This window comes from Litchfieldia alkalitelluris, from assembly GCF_002153425.1.
In the GTDB taxonomy this organism is placed as follows: Bacteria; Bacillota; Bacilli; order Bacillales; family Salisediminibacteriaceae; genus Evansella; species Evansella alkalicola.
Genome location: NZ_KZ119600.1, coordinates 3,903,186 through 3,928,244, shown reverse-complemented (window position 1 = coordinate 3,928,244; position 25,059 = coordinate 3,903,186). Strand labels below are relative to the sequence as shown.

Here is a 25,059-nt window from a genome sequence, read left to right as displayed (position 1 = left end):
CTTTAATCCCGCAGGAACGAGCGTTTACATCACGAGTATGCTGCGAGTTGTCTCGACGGATACGCTACGAAGCATTTGCTCGTAGAGGAAGAGACAGGCGTACCTTCCTCAAAAAATCAATAGTATTCATTATCGATTATCCATTATTTTTAATAGAGCCTTCATAATAATAGTTCTATATATAAGTTGGCGTTCGCTACAGTCCTTTAGTAACTAGTGGGAATCTCGAAAAAGTAGATGGTGGTGACTCCACCGGGAACAGCCCGAGCTCCTATTTTAAATGAAGCAAGTAAAACTTAATAAACAATAAAAGATTGTTGGAGGGTACATACATGGTTAACAAAAACAAAGTAATTATTAATACAGATGTGGAAAAGGGAACAATTAATAAAAATATTTACGGGCATTTTTCAGAGCACCTCGGTCGTTGTGTTTATGAAGGCTTCTGGGTAGGAGAAGATTCAAATATCCCACATACAAACGGGATTAGAAATGATGTTGTGGAAGCATTGAAAAAGATTGATATTCCAGTTTTAAGATGGCCAGGAGGTTGTTTTGCTGACGAGTATCATTGGAAAGATGGCGTTGGCCCACGTGAAAACCGAAAAAGAATGGTTAACACCAATTGGGGTGGCGTAGTTGAAAACAACCATTTCGGAACTCACGAATTTATGATGCTATGCGATATGCTAGAAACAGAGCCGTACATTTGTGGAAATGTAGGTAGTGGGACAGTACAAGAAATGTCTGAATGGGTCGAGTATATGACCTTTGATGGAGAGTCTCCGATGGCTAATTGGAGGAAAGAAAATGGTCGTGAAGATGCATGGAAATTAAAGTATTTCGGTGTAGGTAACGAAAACTGGGGCTGTGGCGGGAATATGCGCCCTGAGTATTATGCAGATTTGTACCGTCGTTATCAAACATACGTGAAAAACTTTGGTGATAATAAAGTATATAAAATCGCAGGTGGAGCCAATGTAGATGACTACAATTGGACTGAAGTACTCATGCGAGAAGCGGCACAATATATGGATGGATATAGCATTCATTACTATACAGTTCCAGGGGATTTCTGGGAAGGAAAAGGTTTTGCATTAGATTCAAGTGAATCAGAATGGTTTATGACATTGAAGAAAGCTCTTCACATGGATGAATTGATAACAAAGCATTCCAAAATCATGGACAAATACGACCCTGAAAAACGTATCGGAATGATTGTAGATGAGTGGGGAACTTGGTTTGAAGTAGAACCGGGAACAAACCCAGGATTCCTTTACCAACAAAATACGATTCGTGATGCGCTCGTTGCAGGACTCCACTTCCATATTTTCCATGACCATAGTGATCGTGTGCAAATGGCTAACATTGCGCAAACGGTTAACGTACTTCAAGCAATGATTTTGACAGAAGGGGAAAAAATGATTTTAACTCCGACATATCATGTATTTGAAATGTTTAAAGTTCACCAAGACGCAACGAAGCTGGACATTCATGTTGAAGCTGAGAACTATACATTGAATGGAGAAGAGTTACCAGCAGTTAGTGCTTCAGCATCTCGAGACAAAAATGGAAAGCTAAATATCAGCTTATGTAACTTAAACCATAAAGAAGAGTCAACAGTGAAGCTTCAACTACGAGGATTAGCTGATAAAGTTGGTTCAGTAACTGGTCGAGTTTTAACAGCAGATGAGACAAATGCTCATAACACATTTGAGAATCCTGAGAATGTGAAGCCGCAAAGCTTCGAGAACTTTACAGTTGAAAACGATGAACTAACTGTTACATTACCAGCAATGTCTGTGGCTGTCCTAACAATTGGTTAATTGAAGGGAGAAGTTCATTCCTATGAGTAAAGCAGCAAAAACGCAAGTGAGGGAATGTAAAAGCTGTGGAATAAATGTAGCCGTGGATCTAGATGAGTTGGTAGATGACTCAGCTAAATCTGTGAGTGATGAATTATACGAGGAGAGGCTTGATTTATGCATGGACTGTCCTTCCCTTATGTACGGAACGACTTGTCAGCATTCAGGCGAGCTCGTCTCTTATCGAGCATTGTATAAGGAAAAGGCTTGTCCATTTCCAGGGGAGCCAAGGTGGTTGCAGCAAAGCTAGACCAAAGTTTTACGAAAGCTAAACCCAAAGGTAGACCGATGCTAGACCGAAGTTAAACCGAAGCTAAATCGAAGCTAAATCGAAGTTTTACAAGTAAGTCCAATGAAGCAAATTCATAAGTAACACCTTTATAATTAATAACCTTGCAGCAGCAACGAAAGGCAGATGATTGAGTTAGAGTCATCTGCCTTTCTATATATTCAACATAGGGAGGATTCATTGTTATGGGAGAGACTAGGGGAAGAGTGCAAGTGCAGTTAACGGACGCGTTTTGGAAAAAGAAAGTGGAAGTTGTGCAACGTGAAGTAATTCCATATCAATGGAAAGCATTGAATGACGAAATACCTGATACAGAACCAAGCCACGCCATTGAAAACTTTAAAATTGCAGCTGGAGAATCAAGTGGTGATTTCTACGGAATGGTTTTCCAAGACAGTGATGTCGCAAAATGGCTAGAAGCAGTTGCCTACAGTTTGGAGCATACGGCAGACGCTGAATTGGAATCCTTGGCTGACTCTGTGATTGACTTAATTGGACGTGCACAAATGGAAGATGGCTACATCAACACTTACTATACTGTAAAGGCGCCAGAGAAGCGCTGGACCAATCTCCGAGATGATCATGAACTTTACTGTATGGGACATTTAATGGAAGCGGCAGTTGCTTATTATCAGGCAACAGGTAAAAGAAAGTTCGTTGATATTATGAGCAAGGCCGCAGACCACATTGATTCTATGTTTGGTCCTGAGGAGGAGAAATTGAAAGGCTACCCAGGTCACCAAGAAATTGAGCTTGCTCTTTTTAGGCTGTATGAGGTGACTGAAAACGAGAGATATTTAAGCCTTGCTGAATTTTTCATTAACGAGCGTGGTCGAGAGCCCCATTATTTTATTAAGGAAGCAGAAGAGCGAAAGGATGAAAGGAAGTTTTTCTGGAATGGGAAGTTTGGATATAACCAGTCACATCTTCCAGTGAGAGAGCAAACGAAGGCAGTCGGACATTCCGTGCGGGCTGTTTATATGTATAGCGCCATGGCAGACATTGTGGCCAAAACTGGGGACGAAGAGCTTCGCAGGGCGACGGAAAGACTTTGGAAAAACGTTATCCAGCAGCAAATGTACATTACGGCAGGCATTGGTTCCATGGAGCATGGCGAGGCATTTTCTACAGATTACGACTTGCCAAATGACATCTCTTATACAGAAACCTGTGCGACAATCGGCCTTGCCTTTTGGGCCCGTAGAATGCTGAAAGTGGCAAAGCGAGGCGAATATGGTGACGTGTTGGAGCGCGCCTTATATAACGGGTCGATTAGCGGGATGGATTTAGACGGCAAAAAGTTTTTCTACGTAAATCCGTTGGAGGTTGTACCTGAATTAAATCGCGTTCGTGGGGAGCATCATCATGTGAAACCTGTCCGCCAGCCGTGGTTCAAGTGTGCCTGCTGCCCGCCGAATTTAGCGCGCCTGATTACTTCCATCAACCATTATATTTATTCAGAAGAGGAGAACGAGTTGTTCGTCCATCTGTACATGGGTAACGACAGCGTGATGACTGTTGGAGGAGAAGAAGTTCGCGTGACACAAGAAACGAATTACCCATGGGAGGGAGCTGTGAAGCTGACCATTACACCTTCTTCGGGGAAAAATCATGCCTTTACCCTCGCAATGAGGATGCCAGGTTGGTGTGCTTCGGGGCAGCTATCTATCAATGGTGAACGCTTTGATATCGGGGACAACATCAAAGATGGGTATGTTTATATAAATCGTGAATGGGCGCCAGGTGACATCGTGGATCTCTATTTGCCAATGGAAGTTCAACTGATTCATGCGAACCCGAAAGTCCGTGAAAATTTCGGAAAAGTGGCTATCCAACGTGGCCCAGTCGTGTACTGTATAGAAGAAGCAGATAATGGTCCCAATCTTCACACCGTGTCAGTGCCAATGAACCCAGCTTCTTATGTGGCGAGTTTTGAAGAAGGGTTGCTAGATGGCGTTGTTTCTATTTCCTGCGTGGCTGAAAAAATAGAGTTGGAAGCGTTGAGTGAAGGTCCTTTATACAAGGCGGCCGAATTTAGCGCAGCAAGTACACGGACAGTTACGCTGAAAGCCATTCCATACTATGCGTGGGCCAACCGTGGAGAAGGGGAAATGCGAGTTTGGTTGAATAAACTAAAATAAACTAATCTATTCTAAAATGTTCTAATCTAGAGTGAACTAGACTAATCTGAACGAATCAAAACTAACTAATTTAATCTGCTAGGGGCTGCTTCGCAAAAAGTCATTGATTTGTGAGACTTTTACGGACCAGCCTCTCTTTTTTTCGTCTTAATGACAGTTTTCTGGTTTTCTGAGGTGAAACAGTCGATTAGAAGCGTTCATACCGACAGATTTGAGATTTTTCCATTGAAATCTGTCAATAAGGCGGGTTCATACCGACAGATTTGAAGTTTTGAGAAGGAAATCTGTCGATAAGAGGGGTTGATACCGACAGATTTGCATAGAAATCAAGTAGAAACAGTCGATAAGAGAGCGTAATACCGACAGATTTGAAGTTGGAGCAACGAAATCTGTCAATAACCTGGATCAAAAAAACAGCTATCAGTTTTTCACATAGATAACTGTTTTTAAGCCTAATTATTCTAATAAGCAGTAAGGTACTAAACCTTAATCTTGCGGCCCCGAACGCTCCAATCGATCCCAAGATCACTTGGTAACTGCCACTTATCATATGAGGTTTTCATTATGTCACCTAAGCCTTCCACCCACTGGAAGTTGTCATCAGAAATGCGTTGAAGCTCATTAGGGAAAACGGGTATATCCATGACCGAGAGATGGATTTTTTCAATGGCATGAACATGGGCTGTTGCGGCTTCGGCGCCGCATAGAATATCGTGATTTGCATCTTGAATAGCAGTAACACAAACTTGTAGTTTTGCTAAGTCATCTGGTCCAGGGTCTTCGTATACTTTTTTCGAACCATCAAGGAAGGTTGCTACGATTTCGTTTGTTCCGTTGCCGTATGTAATGGTTGCATTTTCAAATTCTAATTCAAAGGTTGGGTCAAGATGTTCGTTCGCTGCATGGCTTGCGTAATAATAAATTTCCACCTCATTATGTACGTTTGAATTTGCTTTTATATGTACTGCGCATGTATCAAAGGTTTCGATTGGGTTCACTTTATATAGCTCAGCAGTAACTTCCATTAAAGCGGCGCTCTTACTTGTTTCATCTCCGAGAATATACAGTAAATGGTGTAAAAAATGGGCAGTTGCGTTATTTGCAACACTATCAAATATTTTTTCGCCATTTGGACCGTATTTTTTTCCAGCCCAGCTTGAACGATTATAGTAAGCGTGATCCCGAGGCCAGAGGACGATGCTCTTAACCCGTTGTGCCTTTCCGAAAACGCCAGACATGATGTCGTTCTTTAGTTGCTGGACACTCTCAGTAAAGGACCAGTTAAAGCCAACTGCAAAGAATTTTCCAGTTCTATCGCTGGTTTCGATGATTTTAGCAATGTCTTGAGAGTCGCCAGTCATTGGTTTTTCACAAAGGACGTGACTTCCATGCTCCATGGCAAAACAGGATTGCTCTGCATGAAGGTGGATGGGGGTGCAGATAATTGCTAAATCAGCCTCATTGCCATCGTAAAACTGTTCTAGTGAATGATAGATTGGTATTTTTCGTTGTACGATTTCATGATAGTAATCGGAACGCTGCGGTTGAATGTCTACCACGCCAGCAATGGAAATGTTGGCAGCATCAGATTGGAGCAGACTGGTAAGATACCTGTTACCATAACCACTCATACCGACTAGCACAATAGAGCCAGTTGATTTCATTGTTGTAGCCTCCTTTGGAAAACGATGATAATTAATCTGTATGTGAAAACTATATCATATGTAGAGGACTGGGAGAATGGGGCCTCACAGGTGAAGTCTCAATGCCAATGGATTATTGGATATATTTATGATATATTTTTCTTGGTGTAAAAATTTTGAATATGATTTCAAATGAGGATGTGTTTATAGATGAAGATTGCAGTTGCTGGTACAGGGTATGTGGGCCTTTCCAACGCAGTTTTATTGGCGCAGCATCATGAAGTTGTTGCCATAGACATTGTGGAAGAGAAGGTTAAAATGATAAATAGAAAGGAATCGCCAATCGTTGACAAGGAAATTGAAGAATTTTTAGCCAACAAAGATTTGAATTTAACTGCAACGACAGACCCAGTCAAGGCATATGGGGGAGCTGAGTTTGTAGTGATTGCAACACCTACAGACTATGATCCTGAGAAAAACTATTTCAATACTCGATCAGTAGAGAGTGTTATTGAATCGGTGTTAGACATTAATCCGAAGGCTGTTATGGTGATTAAATCAACGATTCCAGTTGGATACACGAAGGAAGTAAAGGACAAGTTCAAGACAGACAACATCATTTTTTCTCCAGAGTTTCTAAGGGAAGGAAAAGCTTTGTATGATAATCTTTACCCTTCAAGAATTATTGTGGGAGAGCAGTCTGAACGGGGAAGAAAATTTGCAGACCTGTTAGTAGAGGGGGCTGTGAAAGAGGATATTCCCGTACTCTTTACGAACTCAACGGAGGCAGAAGCAGTAAAGCTGTTTTCTAACACATACTTGGCTTTACGTGTAGCGTACTTTAATGAGTTGGATACATATGCTGAGATGAAGGGGCTGGACACGAAGCAAATTATTGAAGGCGTTGGGCTGGATCCAAGGATTGGAGAACATTATAATAACCCATCCTTTGGTTATGGTGGTTACTGCTTGCCAAAAGACACGAAGCAGCTTCGGGCAAACTACTCCGATGTACCGAATAATCTAATTGGTGCGATTGTTGACGCGAACAGCACGCGCAAGGATTTCATTGCAGGACAGATCATTAGCCGTGATCCTAAAGTCGTCGGGGTTTACAGATTGACGATGAAGACGGACTCGGATAATTTCAGAGCTTCATCAGTTCAAGGTATTATTCAGCGTATTAAAGAGCAGGGAATTGAAGTGGTGATTTATGAACCAGTTCTGGACTCGGAGACGTTTGAAGGACTGAAGGTAATTAAGGACCTTGATGAGTTTAAGAGCATGTCAGATGTCATCGTTTCTAATCGTCTCTCAGAAGAAATCGCTGATGTGAAAGATAAAGTATATACGCGGGATCTTTATCAAAGGGATTAAAGGGGTAGGGGATATTTGATGATTTCGGTTCCTAGATGGGAGTTTTGGTTACGATCCTTTGAGAGGCGGACTGGATTCTTGGTTTTAGGAAATGGGTGAGGTTGAAATCTTGGTCGCATTATGTTGTGAAATGTGGCCAAGAATTTTTAGTGTGGTGAAATCTAGTCCGCAATATTACGGAATGCGGCCAAGAATTAGGAACTTGGTGGAATCTAGTCCGCATTATTGCGAAATGCGGACTAGAATTTAAAAACAAACGAAATCTAGTCCCCATTCCCATAAGCTACATATCTCCACCCACACCCACATCCACCTCCTCATCAAATAATCAGTCCTCTCCAGGCCTCTAACAACATAAACTACCAAATACCCCCTAATAGACCATCCCCTACTTCAAGACCAATCCCTATTATTATCAAGATCTCTCTCTCAACTATCTCCAAAACTAGCCCTCGCCCTCATAAAATGTAAATTTATGATGTTATTTGTTGAATATTGTGATATTTTTGATTAGTAACGGTATAGGTCTGAGAGAATTGATAACCGCTAGCCGACCCGCAACAGGATTTGGAACCGGGAGCCAAGCAGCAATAGAATTTGAAACATAATATTGATACATACGTATTACACTTATTAGGTGATTGACAGAGGAGAGGAAGATGAAGATGGGTGAAAGGTTACAGCCTGTAGACCAGGCGAATCGGGTAATAACTTTGGATATTATCCGCGGATTTGCTTTATTGGGAATTTTGTTAGTTAATATGCATTTTTTCAGTACACCAAAGCTATTTACGATGATGGCTGAAATTAGCTTATTTGAAGGGACGAGCAGCCAAATTGCAGAGTGGTTCATTACAATTTTTGCATCAGGAAAGTTCTTTACGACCTTCTCATTTCTATTTGGGCTAGGTTTCTTTTTATTGATGAGCCGAGTAGAGGAGAAGGGATTATCTGTCCCGAGAGTATATTCCAGAAGAATGATATTCCTATTAGTTATTGGAATCATACATGCATTTATTCTCTGGAGTGGTGACATATTACTACCTTACGCGATAGCGGGATTATTTTTAATGCTTTTTCGGAAAAAAGCAGTGGAATCTATTAAAAAATGGGCAATCGGACTTTTCATTGCATGTATGGTTGTTCTTGCTCTGTTTTCATATCTGAATTCTGTGTTAATGAGTATATTAGACTTTGATGTACCTTTAGTGACGACGTATGAGGAACTAGTAGCTGAAGCAATGGAAGTTTACCAGAATGGTAGCTTTTTAGATATTCTACTATTCCGTTTAGGGGAAGAGGCGCCACTAGTGCTCAGCAATCTAATTGTCATGGTCCCACTTGTATTATCTATCTTTCTATTTGGACTTTATGTTGGTAAAAAGGGTGTACTAAGGGACATTCCTGGACATCTACCATGGATTAGGAAAGTATGGAGTAGGAGTCTAGTTGTTGGTTGGGGCTTGACAGTTATTTATGTCATTTTAAAGAGTGAAATGGTTATCCTTCCATTCCATCTTCACTTGCCAGCTACTGAAGTGTTAGCCATTGTATCAGGGCTAATCTTGTCGTTCTTCTACATTACTTCGTTGACTCTGTTGTGTCAGAAAGAACAGTGGCTGGGGCGTTTAAGCTTTTTGGCACCTGTTGGACAAATGGCATTTACGAACTACTTAATGCAGACGGTAATTGGTCTTCTCATCTTTAACGGCTATGGCTTAGGATTATTCGGTTCAGTTCCTCCTGAGTATGGCATTTTAATAACGTTGGGTATTTTCTTATTCCAAATTATTTTTAGTAAGTTTTGGTTGAGTAAATTTAAGTTCGGGCCGATGGAAAAATTATGGCGGTCGTTTACTTATAAGTAATTAATTTAAGCATTGATGAAAATATAATCTACTTGCAGCGGGCCGCTTCAATAGAAATAGCTCCAAAATTAAACATTAACTGAATTCATATCATGATAACTAAGGGCATGGAGATTATTCTCCATGCCCTTCATTCGTGCCAAAACATAAATGCTTTAAACAAACTAACCAGTCAACAGTCAACTATCATAGTGGCGTTTCATCAATTGTTAGTATTTTCATCTGATCATTTTCATAGCCCATCGTATAAATGATTTTATAGCTGCGGAAAGTACTATTGCCGCCTTCACGCTCTTCCGTTGTAATAACAACAGTTACTTCGAGAGAATTCCCATCTGTCGTTTTTGCTTGGATATTGTCTACAGTAATAGATCTAGTATTCAAATAGCTTGCACGAAAGGATTGATAACTAGTGCTAGTCTGCAAGGAGCTTCCTAATAAGGAATAGGCAGTAATGTAGTCCCTATAATTCAAGCTATCAAAGAAATAACCCACAACATACGTAGCCATATCTTCGTCATTAAATTCCCTAAAATCTCCTCGGTAATGATAGTCTTCTTCGTATAAATCAAGGTTTGGTAAGCTTGTCATTGGCTCCCTTGACCAGACTTCTATTAAATCAATGACATTCCCAATTGGAATGCTAAAGCCTATGGTACCTTGTTCTGTACCAGCGGAGTTTATGCCGAGAACTTCACCTGTTTTACTGTGAATCAGAGGACCCCCGCTATTTCCCTGTGCGATGGGAGCTGATATTTGATACACATCATCATAGTGATAGGGAGGGAGTTCAAAGCTGCGGTTAACACCACTAATAATGCCAGTTGTAACCGTGTTTTCTAAGCCGAATGGGCTACCTAACGCAAGAATCTCCACACCTATTTCAGCCTTTTCCGTACTAAGGTTCAATGGTGGAGTATCAGCTAATTCAGGCACTCGCACTACAGCCACATCAATTATTTCACTAATCCCTATAACAGTTCCAGATAATTGGCGGGAATCCGCTGTAATGACAGTAACGTTTTCCGTACCAGTAACTACGTGGGCATTTGTAATAATATCTCCTAGATCATTATATAAAAAACCAGACCCTAGATGACCGATTGGTGTTTCTATTTTTACAACAAGCTTTTGAGATTCATGGATGACTTCTGTAATTTCCCGTTGTTGAGCTTCATCATCGACTGACTCTTCTAAATCCGTATCGAGAATAGTAGAAGGTGTGTCAAGTTGACCAGGTACATATTCCGAAATAAAATAAAAACCGTAAACGCCAACGCCCAGTAGGAGAAATGTAATGATAGAGCTAATGATCCAATATACTCTCATCTTATTCCCCCCCTAATAGAGATTCCATGCAATACTTTCAATCTGCACGGTTACTCTCTCATAAATCTCGTTTAAAAAATAATAGTCTTCGAACATACCACTTTGTTCTGGACTTAAATAATCGGGTGAAACGGCAGCAAAGCTACTACCGATTTTGTTACCGGCCTCATCATAAATAGAATAGTTAACTTCAACGGATGAAATTTCAACGGTAGCGATATTTTTAAGCTCACCATGAATGTAAATATCTCCATTTTCGTCCATTTCAGTATCGAACACAATGACATCAACTGCATTCGTCCTATTTCTCATATCCTCTTGTGCAGCAGCTTCCATTGCGGCCTCAATCCGCTGTTGTTCCGCTTGTTCAAAACTCGATTGCTGATCGAGAATAGAGTCCTTTAGTGACAATAGTTCTTCATTATCCATGGCAAGAACTAGACCTTGATTGATCGTTGTAATTGCTTCGCTAAACTGGTTCCTCTCAAGGGAAGTCACGGCATTGTCCAAACTAATCTGTACAATTTTATCTAGAATTCGAGTAATCACTTCATCTGATTTTTCAGTAGGAGTACTTCTAATAATACTGAGACGATCAGATAGTTCATTCACTGTTGTTAGCTCATTTAACTCCAACTCTATTTTTCCCACTGTAATTAAACGTTGCTGCTGAAGAGCTTCTTCGTGAAATTTAGTGAATAACAGGCTAGACTCTTTACTTAATTCTTCATTAAAAAGGTTAAGTGATTGTTCTGCTTCAATGAGTTCTCCAGCTTCAATATGGTTCTTTATCTCAGCTAACTCATTGCTGAGAGTTTCTGCCCTTTGAATGATTTGTAAGTTATCGTCTAATACGACGTAAGTAGGTCGCAATGCTTTGGCCTCTACTAAATCATCAATTGCCGCTTCGTAATCACCACTCCAGGCTGCTTCTTCTGCGGAAAGCTGAAGTTCTATAACCTTCTCATTAATAGATGTTTCGTGAAGAAAATAATAGAATAAACCTCCTAATAGTGCAAAAAAAGTAATGATTGGGAGGAGTATGGAAAATATAAAACTACCCTTTTTACGTGGTCTCGTTCTCTTATACTCCTGTTGAATGTTTTGCTCAGAAGAAGGAACTGTTGACTCGTGTTCAATAGTTGCATCTATATGATTTGTTGAAACGTCAGCAGGTGTATGAAAGTTGTCGTCGTCATTTGAATCGTTGGTAACCTTGCTGATTTCATCTGTTCCGCAGTAAGAACAAAACTGTGATTCCTCTGGAAGATTTTTGCCGCATTGATAGCAATACATGAGAATCCCCCCATTTTTCAAGCTTGTTTTTATGAATATTATACAACAGGAGGCTCAAGGATTGGTGATTTAAATTGTGCGAGAATTGTGCGGGGCCAGGCCCCGTACAATTCTCGCACAATTTTGTTACAGCAATTCCTTATGGGTATTTTATACGAGGATTGTCGTATCATGTTTTAATTTGTCGCTTATGTTTGGTAGAATAGATACTTGTGCAGTCATGAGAGGAAAGGACTAGATTAGTAGTTAACAAGCTTAAAATACAAGATCATTGTCTGACCAGTATTGATGTTAATCTACATTACATAGATAAATTCAACATAATTAAGTAGAGGAGAGAGACTACACATGAAATTGACTAAGATGAAGAAAAAACCTCTAAAGAAACCTAGGCGTGGAAAACTTCAACTGAAAAGTATTAAAACGAAAATTCTTTTAGGCTTTGGAGCAGTACTTGCACTAATGGTTTTCTTAAGTGGAAGTGTTATCTTAGGTTTATCACAATTTAATCAGCAAGTGGAGAGTACAATAGAAGGGGATGTAAACAACTTCTCTTTAGAGTATCAGTTAAGTAATAATATCTCTCAAAGGATTGGAGCAATAAGGGGGTATGTTTTATTAGGAGATAGCCAATATAGAGAGAGGTTTGAACAATTATCAGTAGAAGGTGAAGAAATATCGAATCTTTTATTTGAGGGGTATTCCCATGATAATGACCTCGAATATGTCCTGAACATGAATAAGGAATGGGACGAGATGGTTGATGAGTTGATATTTTCTCAGTATGATCAAGGCAACCATCAGATGGCTTTACAAAATTTAAGTGACCGCGTTGCGCCACTAGGTGAAGGACTGATTATTGCTTTTAATAATCGAGTAGAACAAATTGAAGAGAATGTTCTTCAATCTGGAGAAGACCTTATGGAGCAAGGGGCTACATTGGCAGTTTTGACAATTATTATCTCAATTATTGCGGTAGTAGTGGCTATTGTTGTTGCAATTATAATAGCTAATAATATTTCCAAACCTATTCGTCATGTTTCACAACGAATGAACCAAATCGCAGAGGGCGATCTTCGGGGAGATGAGCTTACGGTTAAAACAAAGGACGAAATAGGCCAATTAGGTACTTCCATTAACAATATGCAACGCAATTTAAAGCAAGTAATTCACAATGTGAATGATGCTGCCGAGCAGGTTGCTGCATCTAGTGAGCAATTAAGTGCAAGTGCAGAAGAAACGAGTAGGGCAACGGAAACGATCACACACTCTATTCAGGAAGTGGCTTCAGGTTCAGAAAAACAAGTTGAGAGTACATCTACAGTATCAGAAGCTGTTACAGAAATATCCAGTGGAATGCAACAAATATCTAGCAGTATGGAAGAGGCTAGCCAAGCCACAGCCAATACAGCCGAAAGATCTAAAAAAGGAACAGAGGTTATTGGGAAAACTGTTGGTCAGATGGATATCATCTATGAAAATTCATCAGAAATGGAAAGAATCGTAGGCCAATTAGGTGAAAAATCTATTCAGATTGGCAATATTATTAATCTCATTACAAACGTGTCCGAGCAGACAAATTTGCTTGCCTTAAATGCTGCTATTGAAGCTGCAAGAGCAGGTGAGCATGGAAGAGGATTTGCTGTTGTAGCAGATGAAGTGAGAAAGCTTGCCGAACAGTCTAGTAATTCAGCTGGTCAAATCAGTGAGTTAATTGAAGATATACAAGCCCAAATTGATGCGTCTGTATCCTCTATGGGTCAGGGGAAGGAATCTGTTGAGGCTGGAATGACGTTGGTAAAGGAAGCTGGACTATCCTTTAACGAAATTTCCGATTCTATCCAAGGGGTTACATCACAAGTGTTGGAGGTTTCCTCTGCTGTCCAACAAATTAATGCAAGTACACAATCTATGTTATCGGCAGTTGAAGAAACATCAACGATCGCAGAGAGTGCTGCAGGCTACACACAAAATGTCGCAGCATCTGCAGAGGAACAAAGCTCTTCTATGGAAGAAATTACTGCTTCAGCAGAAGCATTAAGCAAAATGGCTGAGACTTTGCAAGAAGAGGTTAAGACATTTAAACTTTAAGTGCATAAATGCTAAAAGCTGTCCCAGTTGAATAGGGGCAGCTTTTTCTATTGTGAAAAATGGTCATAAAGGCAGGTTTCATGTTATGTTGCAGATGAACATACAACCCGTTAGTACATTTTATTTCTAGTAGTGTTATTGAAACACAAAAATGCCCGTTACATTGTGCACGGGCAAAATAACAGGCTTGGTCATAGTTAAACTAACCTATTTTATTTTTTCGAAGGTTAACAAGTGGGCCGAGTATGCCATATAGCATTTAGGGCATTGGTAAGGAAATGAAGTTTTTTCAAGTGCGGCCATTCGGATATCGGGGCTAGTTTCTCCGTATGTCTTAATTGCAATATCGTTCCAGTTATCAACTGTCGATACCTCATTGCAATTGGGACAATGGGCGTGGGTATAATGCTGATACTTCTTTTCCTGAAGTATTTTAAAAACCATTCTTTGAACCTCCCTGATCAAATAAAGCAAGGAATACTTACCTTTCAATTTTTGTACAAGGTACTTTTGCTTTAAACTCTATTATTTTTGTTAATCCATTTTTCGACAAACTACTATATGTATTTTAACATTATGTTCAAGGGAATGTTCATTTAATTGTTGAAAAAAATAGAAATTTCGTTTTTAAGTAAGATTGACCTACATAAAGGAAGACTTTCACCCTTGTTAACTAATTCGTATATACCCTAAATACCTATAAAATGATAGAATAGTAGACGGTGTCGACAAGAAAAGACAAAATTATAGGACTAAAGGGTGTGAATTCTATTTATAAAATAATAGTTTCTGTAACAATCCTCTTATTGTTTTCTATAAAACTAGCAGGTTGTCAATCAGGTGAAGCTGATGCTAATACTGTTGATTCTGCTATGAAAGTAGGCGTATTCAACGAAAGATTAAATTCGGTCTATGCTGATCGGGATTTGGTTCTTTTGCCTGAACTTGGAGTAGTGGAACTGTTAACGGTTGAAAAGGGAGAAGATCATGATTTAATCGCCTCTGAAGAAAATCAGGAGGTAATAGATCATTCTAATAGTGACAGTCTAGCTAGTGAAGAAGTTGAAACACAAATTGATCACACAACGGTGACTATAGAAGAACCTGAAGAAGAGACAGCTCAAGTTGCAGTGAAGGAAAAGGCCCTTCCCAATATTAAAATTGGGGGTCTCGACATGGTTAATTATCGTCTTCCGTCAAAAAACTCTCGTGCTAGAGAGGAGTCTGTGACACATGTGATGCTACATTTTATTAGTAATGTAGCTAGGAATACTGCTGACCCATTTAATATTAAGGATATTCACAATATTTTTGTGGAATATGGAGTATCTGCCCATTATATGATTGATCGAGAAGGTGTCATCTACTTTTTAGTGCCTGAGGATCGAGTAGCTTACCACGCAGGAAGAGGTAGTTTACCTGATTTTCCGGAATACGAGAACGACTTAAATGAATACTCTATTGGTATTGAACTTCTTGCCATTGGAACAAAAAGTGAGATGGCATCGATCATGACCGGTGACCTGTATGATCAAGTGGATAGTAGTTTAATAGGTTATACAAATGCCCAATATGAAGCGTTAAATCGGTTACTGAATGGAATCTATGATCGCCACCCAAATGTTCAAAGAGACAGGAAGCATGTTGTAGGACATGATGAATATGCTCCAGGAAGAAAAAGTGATCCAGGGTCCCTTTTCGATTGGTCTAAAATAGGTTACTAAAGAAATAAAGGTCCAAGTAGTCATAATGAAATGATGCTTGGACCTTTCTAATTAGGAATAAAAATTTATATTAGTAGCTCATTTTCCACAGACGTGCAATGTGCTATCAAGGCGCTTGAGTTTTTCTAATAACCGTTTGGATTGTTTTCTTGCCATCTCCATGAGTCTTTACACATTTCCTCGATTCCTTTTTCAGCTATCCAACCAAGCTCTTCCTTGGCTTTATTAGGATCTGCGTAGCATACGGCAATGTCTCCAGGGCGTCGATCTGAGATTTTATAGGAAACTTTTTTCCCAGAAGCTGTTTCAAATGCATGAACCATTTGTAAGACGCTGTATCCTGTACCAGTTCCGAGGTTATAAGTATTAACACCCTTTTCGTTGGAAGACTTTTCAAGCGCCTTTAAGTGTCCTTTAGCAAGGTCCACGACATGAATGTAGTCTCTAACACCTGTGCCATCAACAGTGTCGTAGTCATCTCCAAACACTTGTAATTGTGGTAGTTTACCAACAGCAACTTGAGTAATAAAAGGCATCAAGTTATTCGGTATACCATTTGGATCTTCACCGATGCGCCCGCTTTCGTGTGCTCCAATTGGATTGAAATATCTCAGTAAGGATATGCTCCAATCTTGATCAGATACATACAAATCGTTCAAAATTTCTTCAATCATCAATTTTGAACGACCGTATGGGTTCGTAGCACTGAGGGGAAAGTCCTCAGAAATTGGCACTCGATCAGGCATTCCATATACTGTTGCAGAGGAACTGAACACGATATTTTTTATCCCATGCTTCTTCATTTCCTCACAGAGTTTAAGGGTACCAGTAACATTATTCTCATAGTAATAAAGTGGTTTTTCTACTGACTCACCAACAGCTTTTAATCCAGCAAAGTGAATGACAGCTTCTATTGCCTCTTTCTCAAAAACCTCATTAATATCGTTACTATTTAAGAGATCACCTTCATAAAACGGAAAATCTCTTCCTGTTATTTCCTTTACCCGTTTGAGTGATTCAAATTTACTATTGGATAAGTTATCGAAAACGACAATATCGTATCCTGCCTCTAATAATTCTACACATGTGTGGCTGCCGATATATCCAGCGCCACCTGTAACTAATATAGCCATGTTAGGCCTCCCATCTTAAAATGAACTAAAAGCTTCTATATATTAATAGGAAACTGTTTGAATGAACCATGCAATCTAACTTCTATATTTTAACATATTCACACAAGCTATGACATATACGAACAATGTCTAGTAGGTTGAACACAAATTTCAAGTTGTTATAATAGAGGTTATCTAGCTGATTATAGAAAGTGGGGAACCTCCAATGACTACTACATACAAAGTTTTATTTTTAGATATTGATGGAACGATATTAAGACCAGACGATACAATTGAAAATTCGACAAAAGAAGCGATTGCACAAGCTAAAGAAAAAGGGCTTGATGTCTTTTTAGCAACTGGCCGTCCTTTACATGAAATAAAAGAAATTGGAGATGAACTTGAAGTACAATCTCTTATTGGGTATAACGGTGCCTATGCCATTCATGACGGAAAAGATGTTTTTAAGGAGCCGATCACAGCTGAAACGGTACAATTTTTTCTAGATGTTGTTGCTGAAAACAATGGCCATGAAGTAATTATGTATACCAGTAGTAAAAATGTTTTCAGTACATATGATTCGGTAAAAATGCAGGAATTTATTGATAAATTTCATCTAAAACACAATGTCCTTTATAGTCCAGACTATATCAATCATATTCTAGGAATGACCTTAATCAAATTATCAGAAGAAGATTTGAAAAAATACGAATCACATGGTGGCTTGCACCTATCAAATGTAAATGTAGATGGGCTTCGTGAACACTCCTATGACGTCATTCGTGATAACGTCAATAAGGGGTTTGCTGTCCAAAAGGTACTAGATTTATTAGGTTATAAAAAAGAAGAGGCTATTGCATTCGGAGATGCCATGAATGATAAGGAAATGCTGAAGTTAGTGGGGCAAGGGTTTGCTATGGGGAACGCCCATCCTGATTTGTTTGCATATGCTAATCGAAAAACAACGAGTGTGGAAAACTCTGGTATATATAATGGCCTAAAATCATTAGGGATTATAGGAAATTAATATCGATTAAAGTTAACATTTTAGTGTCCTGCTGCTTCATTCGATATAAACCTGGAAATTTTTGCGGAATTCTATTAAAAAACGACTTCGTTATACATTTTCCGACAAATTCTGTAAATAATTATTGATTTTTTAACCAGTTATACCTTATAATTACCAATAGATAGGTGATATTACCTAGAGATAAGGGCAAACTAGCTGAAAGGTTAGGACGCAAAGCTACGGGTCTAAGGACTAAAGTCTATGATCGCCGGGTTGCCACTATTGATCAGATTGCTGTTAACAATCGTTTCATTAGAGGCGATTGTTTTTTTGTGTTTTTGCTACCATAAAATATAAATTTTGTATGGTGTTCACTACAGTCCATTCCCTTTCACGCAAGGTACAAGTGCGACATCTGCTCATTCTTCGCAGTGTCTTCTTTGCCGCGGGCGGCTGGTGAGCATGATTAATTCTTCGGTCTGCGGGGCTATGAAATCATTTTATTAATTAGAAACCATATTTTTTGAATAGATATGTAAGGAGCATTGCATCATGAGTATACGTAAGAATACATCAAAAGAAAACAAAAGAAACAATGATCATGAAGACAAGCATGATGCCCTTTTTCTTAACCATCCTCATCCTATATTAAGGTTGGATGCAAAAGGGTATTGTCTTGTTGTGAATGAATCCTTTCAAGAATTAACTGGTTTGACAGCAGATGATCTAGACAAACACTATTCATATTATATATACGAAAAAGACGTTGCACGTGTTGAGAAGCATTTCCAGAAAGCTCTGACTGGTAGGTCCCAAGAATTTGATTACATAGGAGTGTTGGAGGACGGATCGTTAGCAAAATTGAATTGTATATATGTACCTATAATGGAAAATGGAATATATGTTGGGGTTTATGCCACATTATCCGACATAACTCACTTAAAGGAGAAAGAAGCGCTACAGGATCAATATACAAACCGTCTTAATGCTTTATTAGAAAACTCCTTTGATATTGTACATATCGTTGATGAAGATGGAAATATACAATATGAAAATTCGAGGGGGAAAAAAGAACTTGGTGATATAACTTTAAGACCTAATATTTTTAACTTTATTCATCATGAAGACACAAACCGTGTTAAAAAAATGATGAACAATATTTTATTTAAGAATGGAAATAAGCAGAAAGTAGAAGCGCGGATACGGAAAAAGGACGGAAGCTGGAAAATTTGTGAACTATATGCGAAAAATTTGATTGATGACCCTGGAGTAAGGGGAGTAGTAATTAATTACTATGATATAACATCATTGAAAGAAGTTTGGGATAAGCTTCATTTTGAAAGTGGTCATGATTATTTGACTAAATTACCAAATCGTAGAATGCTTGAACGGCAGATTGATCAAGAAATTGAAAAAGCATGTAAAAAGGGAAGTCAGTTTGCACTGTACTTTTTAGATGTTGATAATTTTAAATATATCAATGATACTCTTGGACATTCCATTGGGGATGCTCTTTTAAAAGAAGTGTCTCAAAGATTGATTAATTCCCTTGGCCCCGATTCATTTATTGCACGAATTGGGGGAGATGAGTTCGCAATCATTATTAGAAATGGTGATCAAAATAACCTTAATCACGTATCTAATACTATTTTAGATGTATTAAGTTATTCATACTATATTAATGAACAGGAAATTTCTATTACTACTAGTATAGGAATTAGTATTTATGATGAGTCTGGTAAGGATCGAGGAACCCTCATAAAAAATGCAGAAATTGCAATGTATTGGGCGAAGGATAATACGGAGAATGCCTATGAATATTATAATAAAAATATGGCTCTAGAGAGTTTTAGGAATTATTTATTATTAAAGGACCTTCGTAAGGCAATTGATAATAATGAATTAGTATTGCATTTTCAACCAGTTATTAATATGAGTTCAATGACGTTTGGTGGCGTAGAAGCTTTAGTTCGATGGAATCATCCGACACTAGGGATGATTTCACCAGCTGAGTTTATCCCGTTAGCGGAAGGAAGTGGGGAAATTATCCCTATTGGAGCATGGGTATTAGAGAAGGCATGTAAACAAACGAAAAAGTGGCAGGATACAGGCTTTCCAAATTTGAAAGTCAGTGTTAATTTTTCAGCTGTACAGTTCCGTCAAAAAAATATATATCAGACAATAACGAATATCTTGGAAAAAACAATGTTGAATCCTTCGTTTCTCGTTTTGGAAATTACTGAGTCAACTCTTCTAAATCAAAATACAGAAACCCTTTCAACCATTGCTAGATTGAGGGAAATAGGTGTAAAAATTGCTATGGATGACTTTGGAACGGGGTATTCATCAATCATGACGTTGAAAAATTTTGATTTTGATATTTTGAAGTTGGATAGATCTTTTATTAAGGAAATTGAAACAAGGGAAAACAAATTGATCGTTTCTGCATTTGTTGATCTGGCTAACGCTTTGAATCTTGATGTCATTGTTGAAGGGATCGAGACAATAGAGCAAAAAGATACAATTATCAGTTTAGGCTGTAAAGAGGCACAAGGATACTTATTCAGTAAACCTGTTGCTGCACAGGAAACGGAAGTTGTTATGCGTAAAGGATGTAGCTAATTTACTGATCGTTCCATTGGAGTATTTGTTTTAAATATGAATTTAACAACTAACTATTTTATTTTGAACTATGGTCTCGTAAGAGAGGATCCGTAGTTCTTTTTTTTTAAAGGTACTAAGGTAGTTTGGTTTACAGTCTCGGTTTCTATTACCTATTTTTCGAAGTTTCTAAACAACCAAGCGGTTATAGTACACTTTTTTAAAAATTTATTACAAATTTGTGTACTAACGAAGCTGTCATGTTGATTTACAAATAAGCTGACTATTCAATTAAAAGACACCAATTTATATTATTTCCGCTCATTAGAGTATAACACAAATAAAAAATAACAACGTGATTAGTATGTGTTATACATTACATTATCACTTAGCATTGGGAATATTTACAATAAAGCACTTCAAAATAACACCTTTCGTTTAACTAAATATAGTTAACACCCAACAAACTAAATAAAATATAAAACTTTTATTCGAAAAGTTATTGTGCTTTTTTTTGAAATAGGTTATACTTCTACCATACTAGTTAAATTAAAGGTTTAACGACAAGGTTCACTTAATAAACAAATTAATAGACACTCTTTTATAGTACTAAATACGCAGTTTTTTACAGTATAATTTCAAAAAGATTACAACTAGATAACGAGAGTAATAAATTAAAAGATTGAATTACTTTTAAGGAGTTATAGTTAAATGAGTCATCCATATGGGGTGATAATTTTTAGCACTTGTATGTAAACGATTACAAGTTCGAATGTTCTGATAGTTTACTGGGGTGGTCTTTCGAATATATAGATATAAAAAATATGAAAGCGCTTCCTGGTATTACTGCATATTACTTGAAAGGGGTGATGCTAACTAGAAGATATTCTAAAATGTCGTTTGTTTCATTTGTCTAAAAAAAAGGGCAATTAAAAATGAGAGGGGCAGTCAAATGTTTAAGAGAAAGAATTGGATTTTAATGTTAATTTTATCGTTACTATTAGTTTTTGCTGCTTGTTCAACAGATGAAGATACTTCAGGAGACGAAGAGCAGGAGGATCCGCCAGCAACTGAAACTGACGATGGTGATGATGAAGGCGATGAAGAGGAGGCAGCTCCAGAATTCGATACTACGCCTATCACATATCACTACTTCAACGCTGGTAGCCCAGGTCGTGACATCGACTCTAACGAAACTAGAATCGGTAAAGAGCTTGAAGATATAACTGGAGTTAACTTCCGTATGGAGCACCTTGTTGGTGACTTGAACCAAAAAATTGGGGTAATGGTTGCTAGTGGTGACTACCCAGACGTTATTGCTCCAGACGGTGCAATTGACATTATTTTAGACGCTGAAGCATTTATTCCTTTAGATGACCTTCTAGAAGAGCATGGACCAGACTTACTTGAAGCTTATGCTCCATATCTAGATATGTTCAGAATGGATGATGGTCAAATTTACTACTTACCATTTGGTCCAACTGTTGGGGAATTCATTCCTAACCCTGGTATTGACCAAGGTGCATGGTGGATCCAACGTGCAGTACTTAAAGATGCTGGATACCCAGAAATTAAAACTGTAGATGAGTTCTTTGACTTAATTCTTGCATACGCTGAAGAAAATCCTGAAATTGATGGAATGCGTACAATTCCTTATACAGGTTTAACGTACGACTGGCGATTCTTCGCATTCTCTAACATTCCTAACCACCTAGCTGGATATCCAAACGATGGTGGCGTACAAATTGACATGGAAACTCATGAAGCTACTGTTTATGCAGATTCTCAATACACTTATGACTTCTTAAAGAAATTAAACGAGTTAAATGCAGATGGACACTTAGACCAAGAAATGTTCGTTATGAACTATGATGAGTATTTAGCGAAACTTTCTTCTGGACGTGTACTTGGATTCTTTGACTACGGATGGCAAATTGGCCAGGCGCGTACTGCACTTGAAGAAGCAGGAGACCCTGACCGTGAGTTTGTTCCAATTCCAATCGTAGCTGAAGGTGTAGATAAAGACCAATATTTAGATCCACCAGCATTTACAACTAACCGTGGTGTTGGTATTACTACAGCAGCTGAAAGCCCAGAGCGTATTGTACAATTCTGGAACGAAATGATTAAAGAAGAAATGCAAAAGAAAGTCATGTGGGGTTATGAAGGTGAAAACTATGAAGTTGGCGATGATGGACGCTACTGGCGTACAGATGAGCAAATCGTAGAATTCGCTAAAGAAGAAGTGAAAGATGAGCTAGGTTCTTCTTACTTTGAGTGGTACTGGCCTCGTTTAAATGGTACATTCTCTGACGGGAATGCTGTAGAACCACGTAGACAAGGTGAAGTATTCTTTGCAGGCCTTTCTGAAGCAGACCAAGAGTTCTTAGGAGCTTATGGAGTTGATACTTTTGCTGCATTGTTTGATGAGCCAGAAGATCGCCCTTGGTTCCCAGCATGGAGTGCAAATATCGAGCAAGGTTCTCCAATCCAAATCTTTGAAGAGCAATCTGAAGAGTTAGCGAAGCGTCACTATCCACGTATCGTATTAGCTGATCCAGCTGATTTCGAAGCAGAGTGGGAAGCTTATGTAGATGCTTACAGATCTTTAGATGTTGATGCATACGAAGAGTTCTTCACAGATGTTGTACAATCTCGTGTACGTGGAGAATGGTAAGATAACCTTTCTTACTGAATAGTATTAAAGGGAGGGCTATGGCAAACCGAGAGTGAAGGTTGTCATAGCCTTTCTTTTTCAAAGATTACTAGAGAAGCAAGAGATAATAGCTCGTTGTTTAATATTTAGGACGGGGGTTGTTCAACATGAACGCCAATTTACGTAAAAAAGGATCAACAAGAGATTATGTATATAAAACAGTTCGAGACCAGATTGTTAATTGGGATTTAAAGCCTGGTCAAAAAATCTCAGAAAAAGAAGTGGCAGAAAAATTACATGTAAGCCGAACTCCAGTGAGAGAAGCGTTTCTTCAATTAGGACATGAGGACTTACTAGATATTTTTCCGCAAATTGGTACAGTAGTTTCAAGGATAGATTTCACTTTAGTTGAAGAAGCAAGGTTTGTACGAGAAAATATAGAAAAGGCAATTGTGAAGGATTTATGTAACGGGGTTGGAGACGACTTCATTTTTGATATGGAATCAAACTTGACGATGCAGTCTATGTGTATACAGAAAGGTACAAATCAGCGGCTGTTTGAGTTAGATGAGGAATTTCACAGATTGTTATTCCAAGAAAATAAAAAATTACGAACCTGGGTTTTTATCAGACAAATGAATGGGCATTTTGACCGTTTGCGCGTGCTTCGACTAGCATCAAATACAAATTGGGAACTGCTTGTTTCACACCATAAGCAGATCTTTGATTGTATTATGAATAAAGATGCTGAGGGAGCGGAGAAGGTGATGGGAAACCATTTAGAATTAGTCAATCTTGAAAAGGGAGAATTAAAGGCCCGTTACCCTAATTATTTTAAATAATCTCTGACTTACGTCTGTGTTAAAATAAAAATGGAGTGTACAGCTATGTTGAACTTTGCAATTATCGGGTGTGGTCGCATTGCCCCGTTTCATAAGGAAGGTATAAGAGAAACGGAAGGGGCAGTTTTGAAGGCGGTCTGTGATCTAAATGAAACAAAAACGACTAACTTCACAGTTGAAAATGTAAGTGTTTACAATAATTATAGAGATGTTTTAGCTGATCCTGAAATAGATGTCGTGAATATTTGTACGGAACATCATTTGCACTCGGAAATAGCGATAGCTGCGATGGAGGCGGGGAAACATATTATTGTGGAAAAGCCCATTGCTTTATCAATGGAAGAGGCAAATCGAATGTTGGAAGCGGAAAAACGAACTGGCGTAAAAGCCACCGTTGTTTTTCAAAACCGATATAATAAACCTATAGAATTAACTAGGCGAGCTCTAGAAGATGGTCGCTTTGGAGAACTATCATATGGAGCGGCAAGTGTACGTTGGTATCGTGGTCAAGACTATTATAATCAAGATCTGTGGCGTGGAAAGAAATACATGAAGGACGGGTTCTTAATGAATCAGTCTATTCATACAATAGATTTACTACTATGGATGATGGGGCCGGTTAAAAAAGTAATTGGTCAAGTGAAGACTAGTAATTTAAATATTGAGATGGAAAACATAGGTGTAGCTATACTGGAGTTTGAATCAGGTGCAATAGGAATGATTGAAGGTGTAGGTGCTTCTTATCCAGACGATTTGGAAGGTAGACTGAGTCTAGTTGGACAGCATGGAACTGTCATTGTTGGAGGTTCCGCAACAAATAGATTGGAAGCTTGGCGTTTCGAAAAAGAATATCAAGATGAACAAAAATATATGATGGAGTTGGACAGGAAGCACAATGAAAACGCTCCGACAGTTTACGGATATGGACATGAGAAAGTCATTGAGGACATGGTATGTGCGATAAAGATGAATAGAAGTCCTAAAGTTCGACTTGAAGATGGTAAAAATGCTTTACAATTAATTCTTGCTATCTATGAATCTTCAGAAAATAATGGTGTCCCTGTCTGGCTCTAAAAAACAATAATGACCATTTATAGAAAACTTAAAAGATGAGGTGTCATTTGATGCCATGTATGTTAACCTAGAAAAAATATTTGTATAACTAAATACTTAATACTATTTTCCGTTGTATAGAAAGAGAGTGTATAAAACTTAC

17 protein-coding genes and 1 riboswitch are annotated in these 25,059 nt (G+C 38.4%); of the genes, 13 read left to right on the top strand and 4 right to left on the bottom strand.

What is annotated here, in order from left to right; all coding sequences use genetic code 11:
• Positions 1-332: 332 nt before the first annotated feature.
• The 3 genes from BW724_RS18680 to BW724_RS18670 all read left to right on the top strand — a co-directional run bounded on the left by BW724_RS18680 (position 333) and on the right by BW724_RS18670 (position 4,295).
• Positions 333-1,826, top strand: a complete 1,494-nt coding sequence (locus BW724_RS18680) for an alpha-N-arabinofuranosidase (protein WP_088076651.1) — start codon at positions 333-335, stop codon at positions 1,824-1,826.
• A 22-nt stretch (positions 1,827-1,848) separates the two neighbouring features.
• The gene (locus BW724_RS18675; protein ID WP_088076650.1) at positions 1,849-2,115 is read left to right on the top strand and encodes a DUF6171 family protein; all 267 of its coding nucleotides are present in this window, start codon (positions 1,849-1,851) and stop codon (positions 2,113-2,115) included.
• 224 nt (positions 2,116-2,339) lie between these two features.
• Positions 2,340-4,295 carry a glycoside hydrolase family 127 protein gene (locus BW724_RS18670; RefSeq protein WP_088076649.1) on the top strand — a complete coding sequence of 652 codons (1,956 nt, stop codon included), beginning with the start codon at positions 2,340-2,342 and terminating at the stop codon, positions 4,293-4,295.
• 479 nt (positions 4,296-4,774) lie between these two features.
• Here the strand turns inward: BW724_RS18670 and BW724_RS18665 are convergent, their stop codons facing one another.
• Positions 4,775-5,959, bottom strand: coding sequence for a Gfo/Idh/MocA family protein (locus BW724_RS18665; protein ID WP_088076648.1), 1,185 nt, complete (start codon positions 5,957-5,959; stop codon positions 4,775-4,777).
• Between the two features lie 189 nt (positions 5,960-6,148).
• On the opposite strand from BW724_RS18665, the gene BW724_RS18660 reads away from it, so the two are divergent.
• The 3 genes from BW724_RS18660 (at position 6,149) to BW724_RS18655 (ending at position 9,183) form a co-directional block, all read left to right on the top strand.
• Positions 6,149-7,315: a nucleotide sugar dehydrogenase gene (locus tag BW724_RS18660; RefSeq protein WP_088076647.1), complete on the top strand. Its 1,167-nt coding sequence runs from the start codon at positions 6,149-6,151 to the stop codon at positions 7,313-7,315.
• Positions 7,316-7,424: 109 nt separating this feature from the next.
• Complete coding sequence (locus BW724_RS23730; protein WP_176371465.1) at positions 7,425-7,565, top strand: hypothetical protein; 141 nt, start codon at positions 7,425-7,427, stop codon at positions 7,563-7,565.
• A gap of 409 nt (positions 7,566-7,974) precedes the next feature.
• The gene (locus BW724_RS18655; protein WP_088076646.1) at positions 7,975-9,183 is read left to right on the top strand and encodes a DUF418 domain-containing protein; all 1,209 of its coding nucleotides are present in this window, start codon (positions 7,975-7,977) and stop codon (positions 9,181-9,183) included.
• Between the two features lie 186 nt (positions 9,184-9,369).
• On the opposite strand, the gene BW724_RS18650 is transcribed toward BW724_RS18655, so the two are convergent.
• Both BW724_RS18650 and BW724_RS18645 read right to left on the bottom strand, forming a co-directional pair.
• Positions 9,370-10,512 (bottom strand): S1C family serine protease, encoded by a 1,143-nt coding sequence (locus BW724_RS18650; RefSeq protein WP_088076645.1) that lies wholly within the window; start codon positions 10,510-10,512, stop codon positions 9,370-9,372.
• A gap of 12 nt (positions 10,513-10,524) precedes the next feature.
• Positions 10,525-11,808, bottom strand: coding sequence for an FxLYD domain-containing protein (locus BW724_RS18645; RefSeq protein WP_088076644.1), 1,284 nt, complete (start codon positions 11,806-11,808; stop codon positions 10,525-10,527).
• 348 nt (positions 11,809-12,156) lie between these two features.
• On the opposite strand from BW724_RS18645, the gene BW724_RS18640 reads away from it, so the two are divergent.
• Together BW724_RS18640 and BW724_RS24140 are read left to right on the top strand one after the other, a co-directional pair.
• Positions 12,157-13,899 carry a methyl-accepting chemotaxis protein gene (locus BW724_RS18640; protein WP_088076643.1) on the top strand — a complete coding sequence of 581 codons (1,743 nt, stop codon included), beginning with the start codon at positions 12,157-12,159 and terminating at the stop codon, positions 13,897-13,899.
• A 722-nt stretch (positions 13,900-14,621) separates the two neighbouring features.
• The gene (locus BW724_RS24140) at positions 14,622-15,623 is read left to right on the top strand and encodes an N-acetylmuramoyl-L-alanine amidase (RefSeq protein ID WP_235849016.1); all 1,002 of its coding nucleotides are present in this window, start codon (positions 14,622-14,624) and stop codon (positions 15,621-15,623) included.
• Between the two features lie 125 nt (positions 15,624-15,748).
• Here BW724_RS24140 and galE read toward each other — a convergent pair whose 3' ends face one another.
• A complete protein-coding gene (gene galE / locus BW724_RS18625; RefSeq protein WP_088076641.1) occupies positions 15,749-16,756 on the bottom strand; it encodes a UDP-glucose 4-epimerase GalE in 1,008 nt (335 codons plus the stop codon).
• A 205-nt stretch (positions 16,757-16,961) separates the two neighbouring features.
• Here galE and BW724_RS18620 point away from each other — a divergent pair, with 205 nt between their 5' ends.
• The 5 genes from BW724_RS18620 to BW724_RS18600 all read left to right on the top strand — a co-directional run bounded on the left by BW724_RS18620 (position 16,962) and on the right by BW724_RS18600 (position 24,917).
• Complete coding sequence (locus BW724_RS18620) at positions 16,962-17,762, top strand: HAD family hydrolase (protein ID WP_088076640.1); 801 nt, start codon at positions 16,962-16,964, stop codon at positions 17,760-17,762.
• Between the two features lie 178 nt (positions 17,763-17,940).
• A riboswitch (cyclic di-GMP riboswitch) is annotated at positions 17,941-18,025 on the top strand.
• Positions 18,026-18,296: 271 nt separating this feature from the next.
• On the top strand, positions 18,297-20,366 hold the full coding sequence (locus BW724_RS18615; RefSeq protein ID WP_088076639.1) for a sensor domain-containing protein: 2,070 nt from the start codon (positions 18,297-18,299) through the stop codon (positions 20,364-20,366).
• A gap of 931 nt (positions 20,367-21,297) precedes the next feature.
• Positions 21,298-23,022, top strand: coding sequence for an extracellular solute-binding protein (locus BW724_RS18610; protein ID WP_088076638.1), 1,725 nt, complete (start codon positions 21,298-21,300; stop codon positions 23,020-23,022).
• Between the two features lie 146 nt (positions 23,023-23,168).
• Entirely contained in the window at positions 23,169-23,843 is a 675-nt protein-coding gene (locus BW724_RS18605) for a GntR family transcriptional regulator (RefSeq protein ID WP_088076637.1), read from the top strand.
• Between the two features lie 45 nt (positions 23,844-23,888).
• Complete coding sequence (locus tag BW724_RS18600; RefSeq protein ID WP_176371464.1) at positions 23,889-24,917, top strand: Gfo/Idh/MocA family protein; 1,029 nt, start codon at positions 23,889-23,891, stop codon at positions 24,915-24,917.
• Positions 24,918-25,059 lie beyond the last annotated feature (142 nt).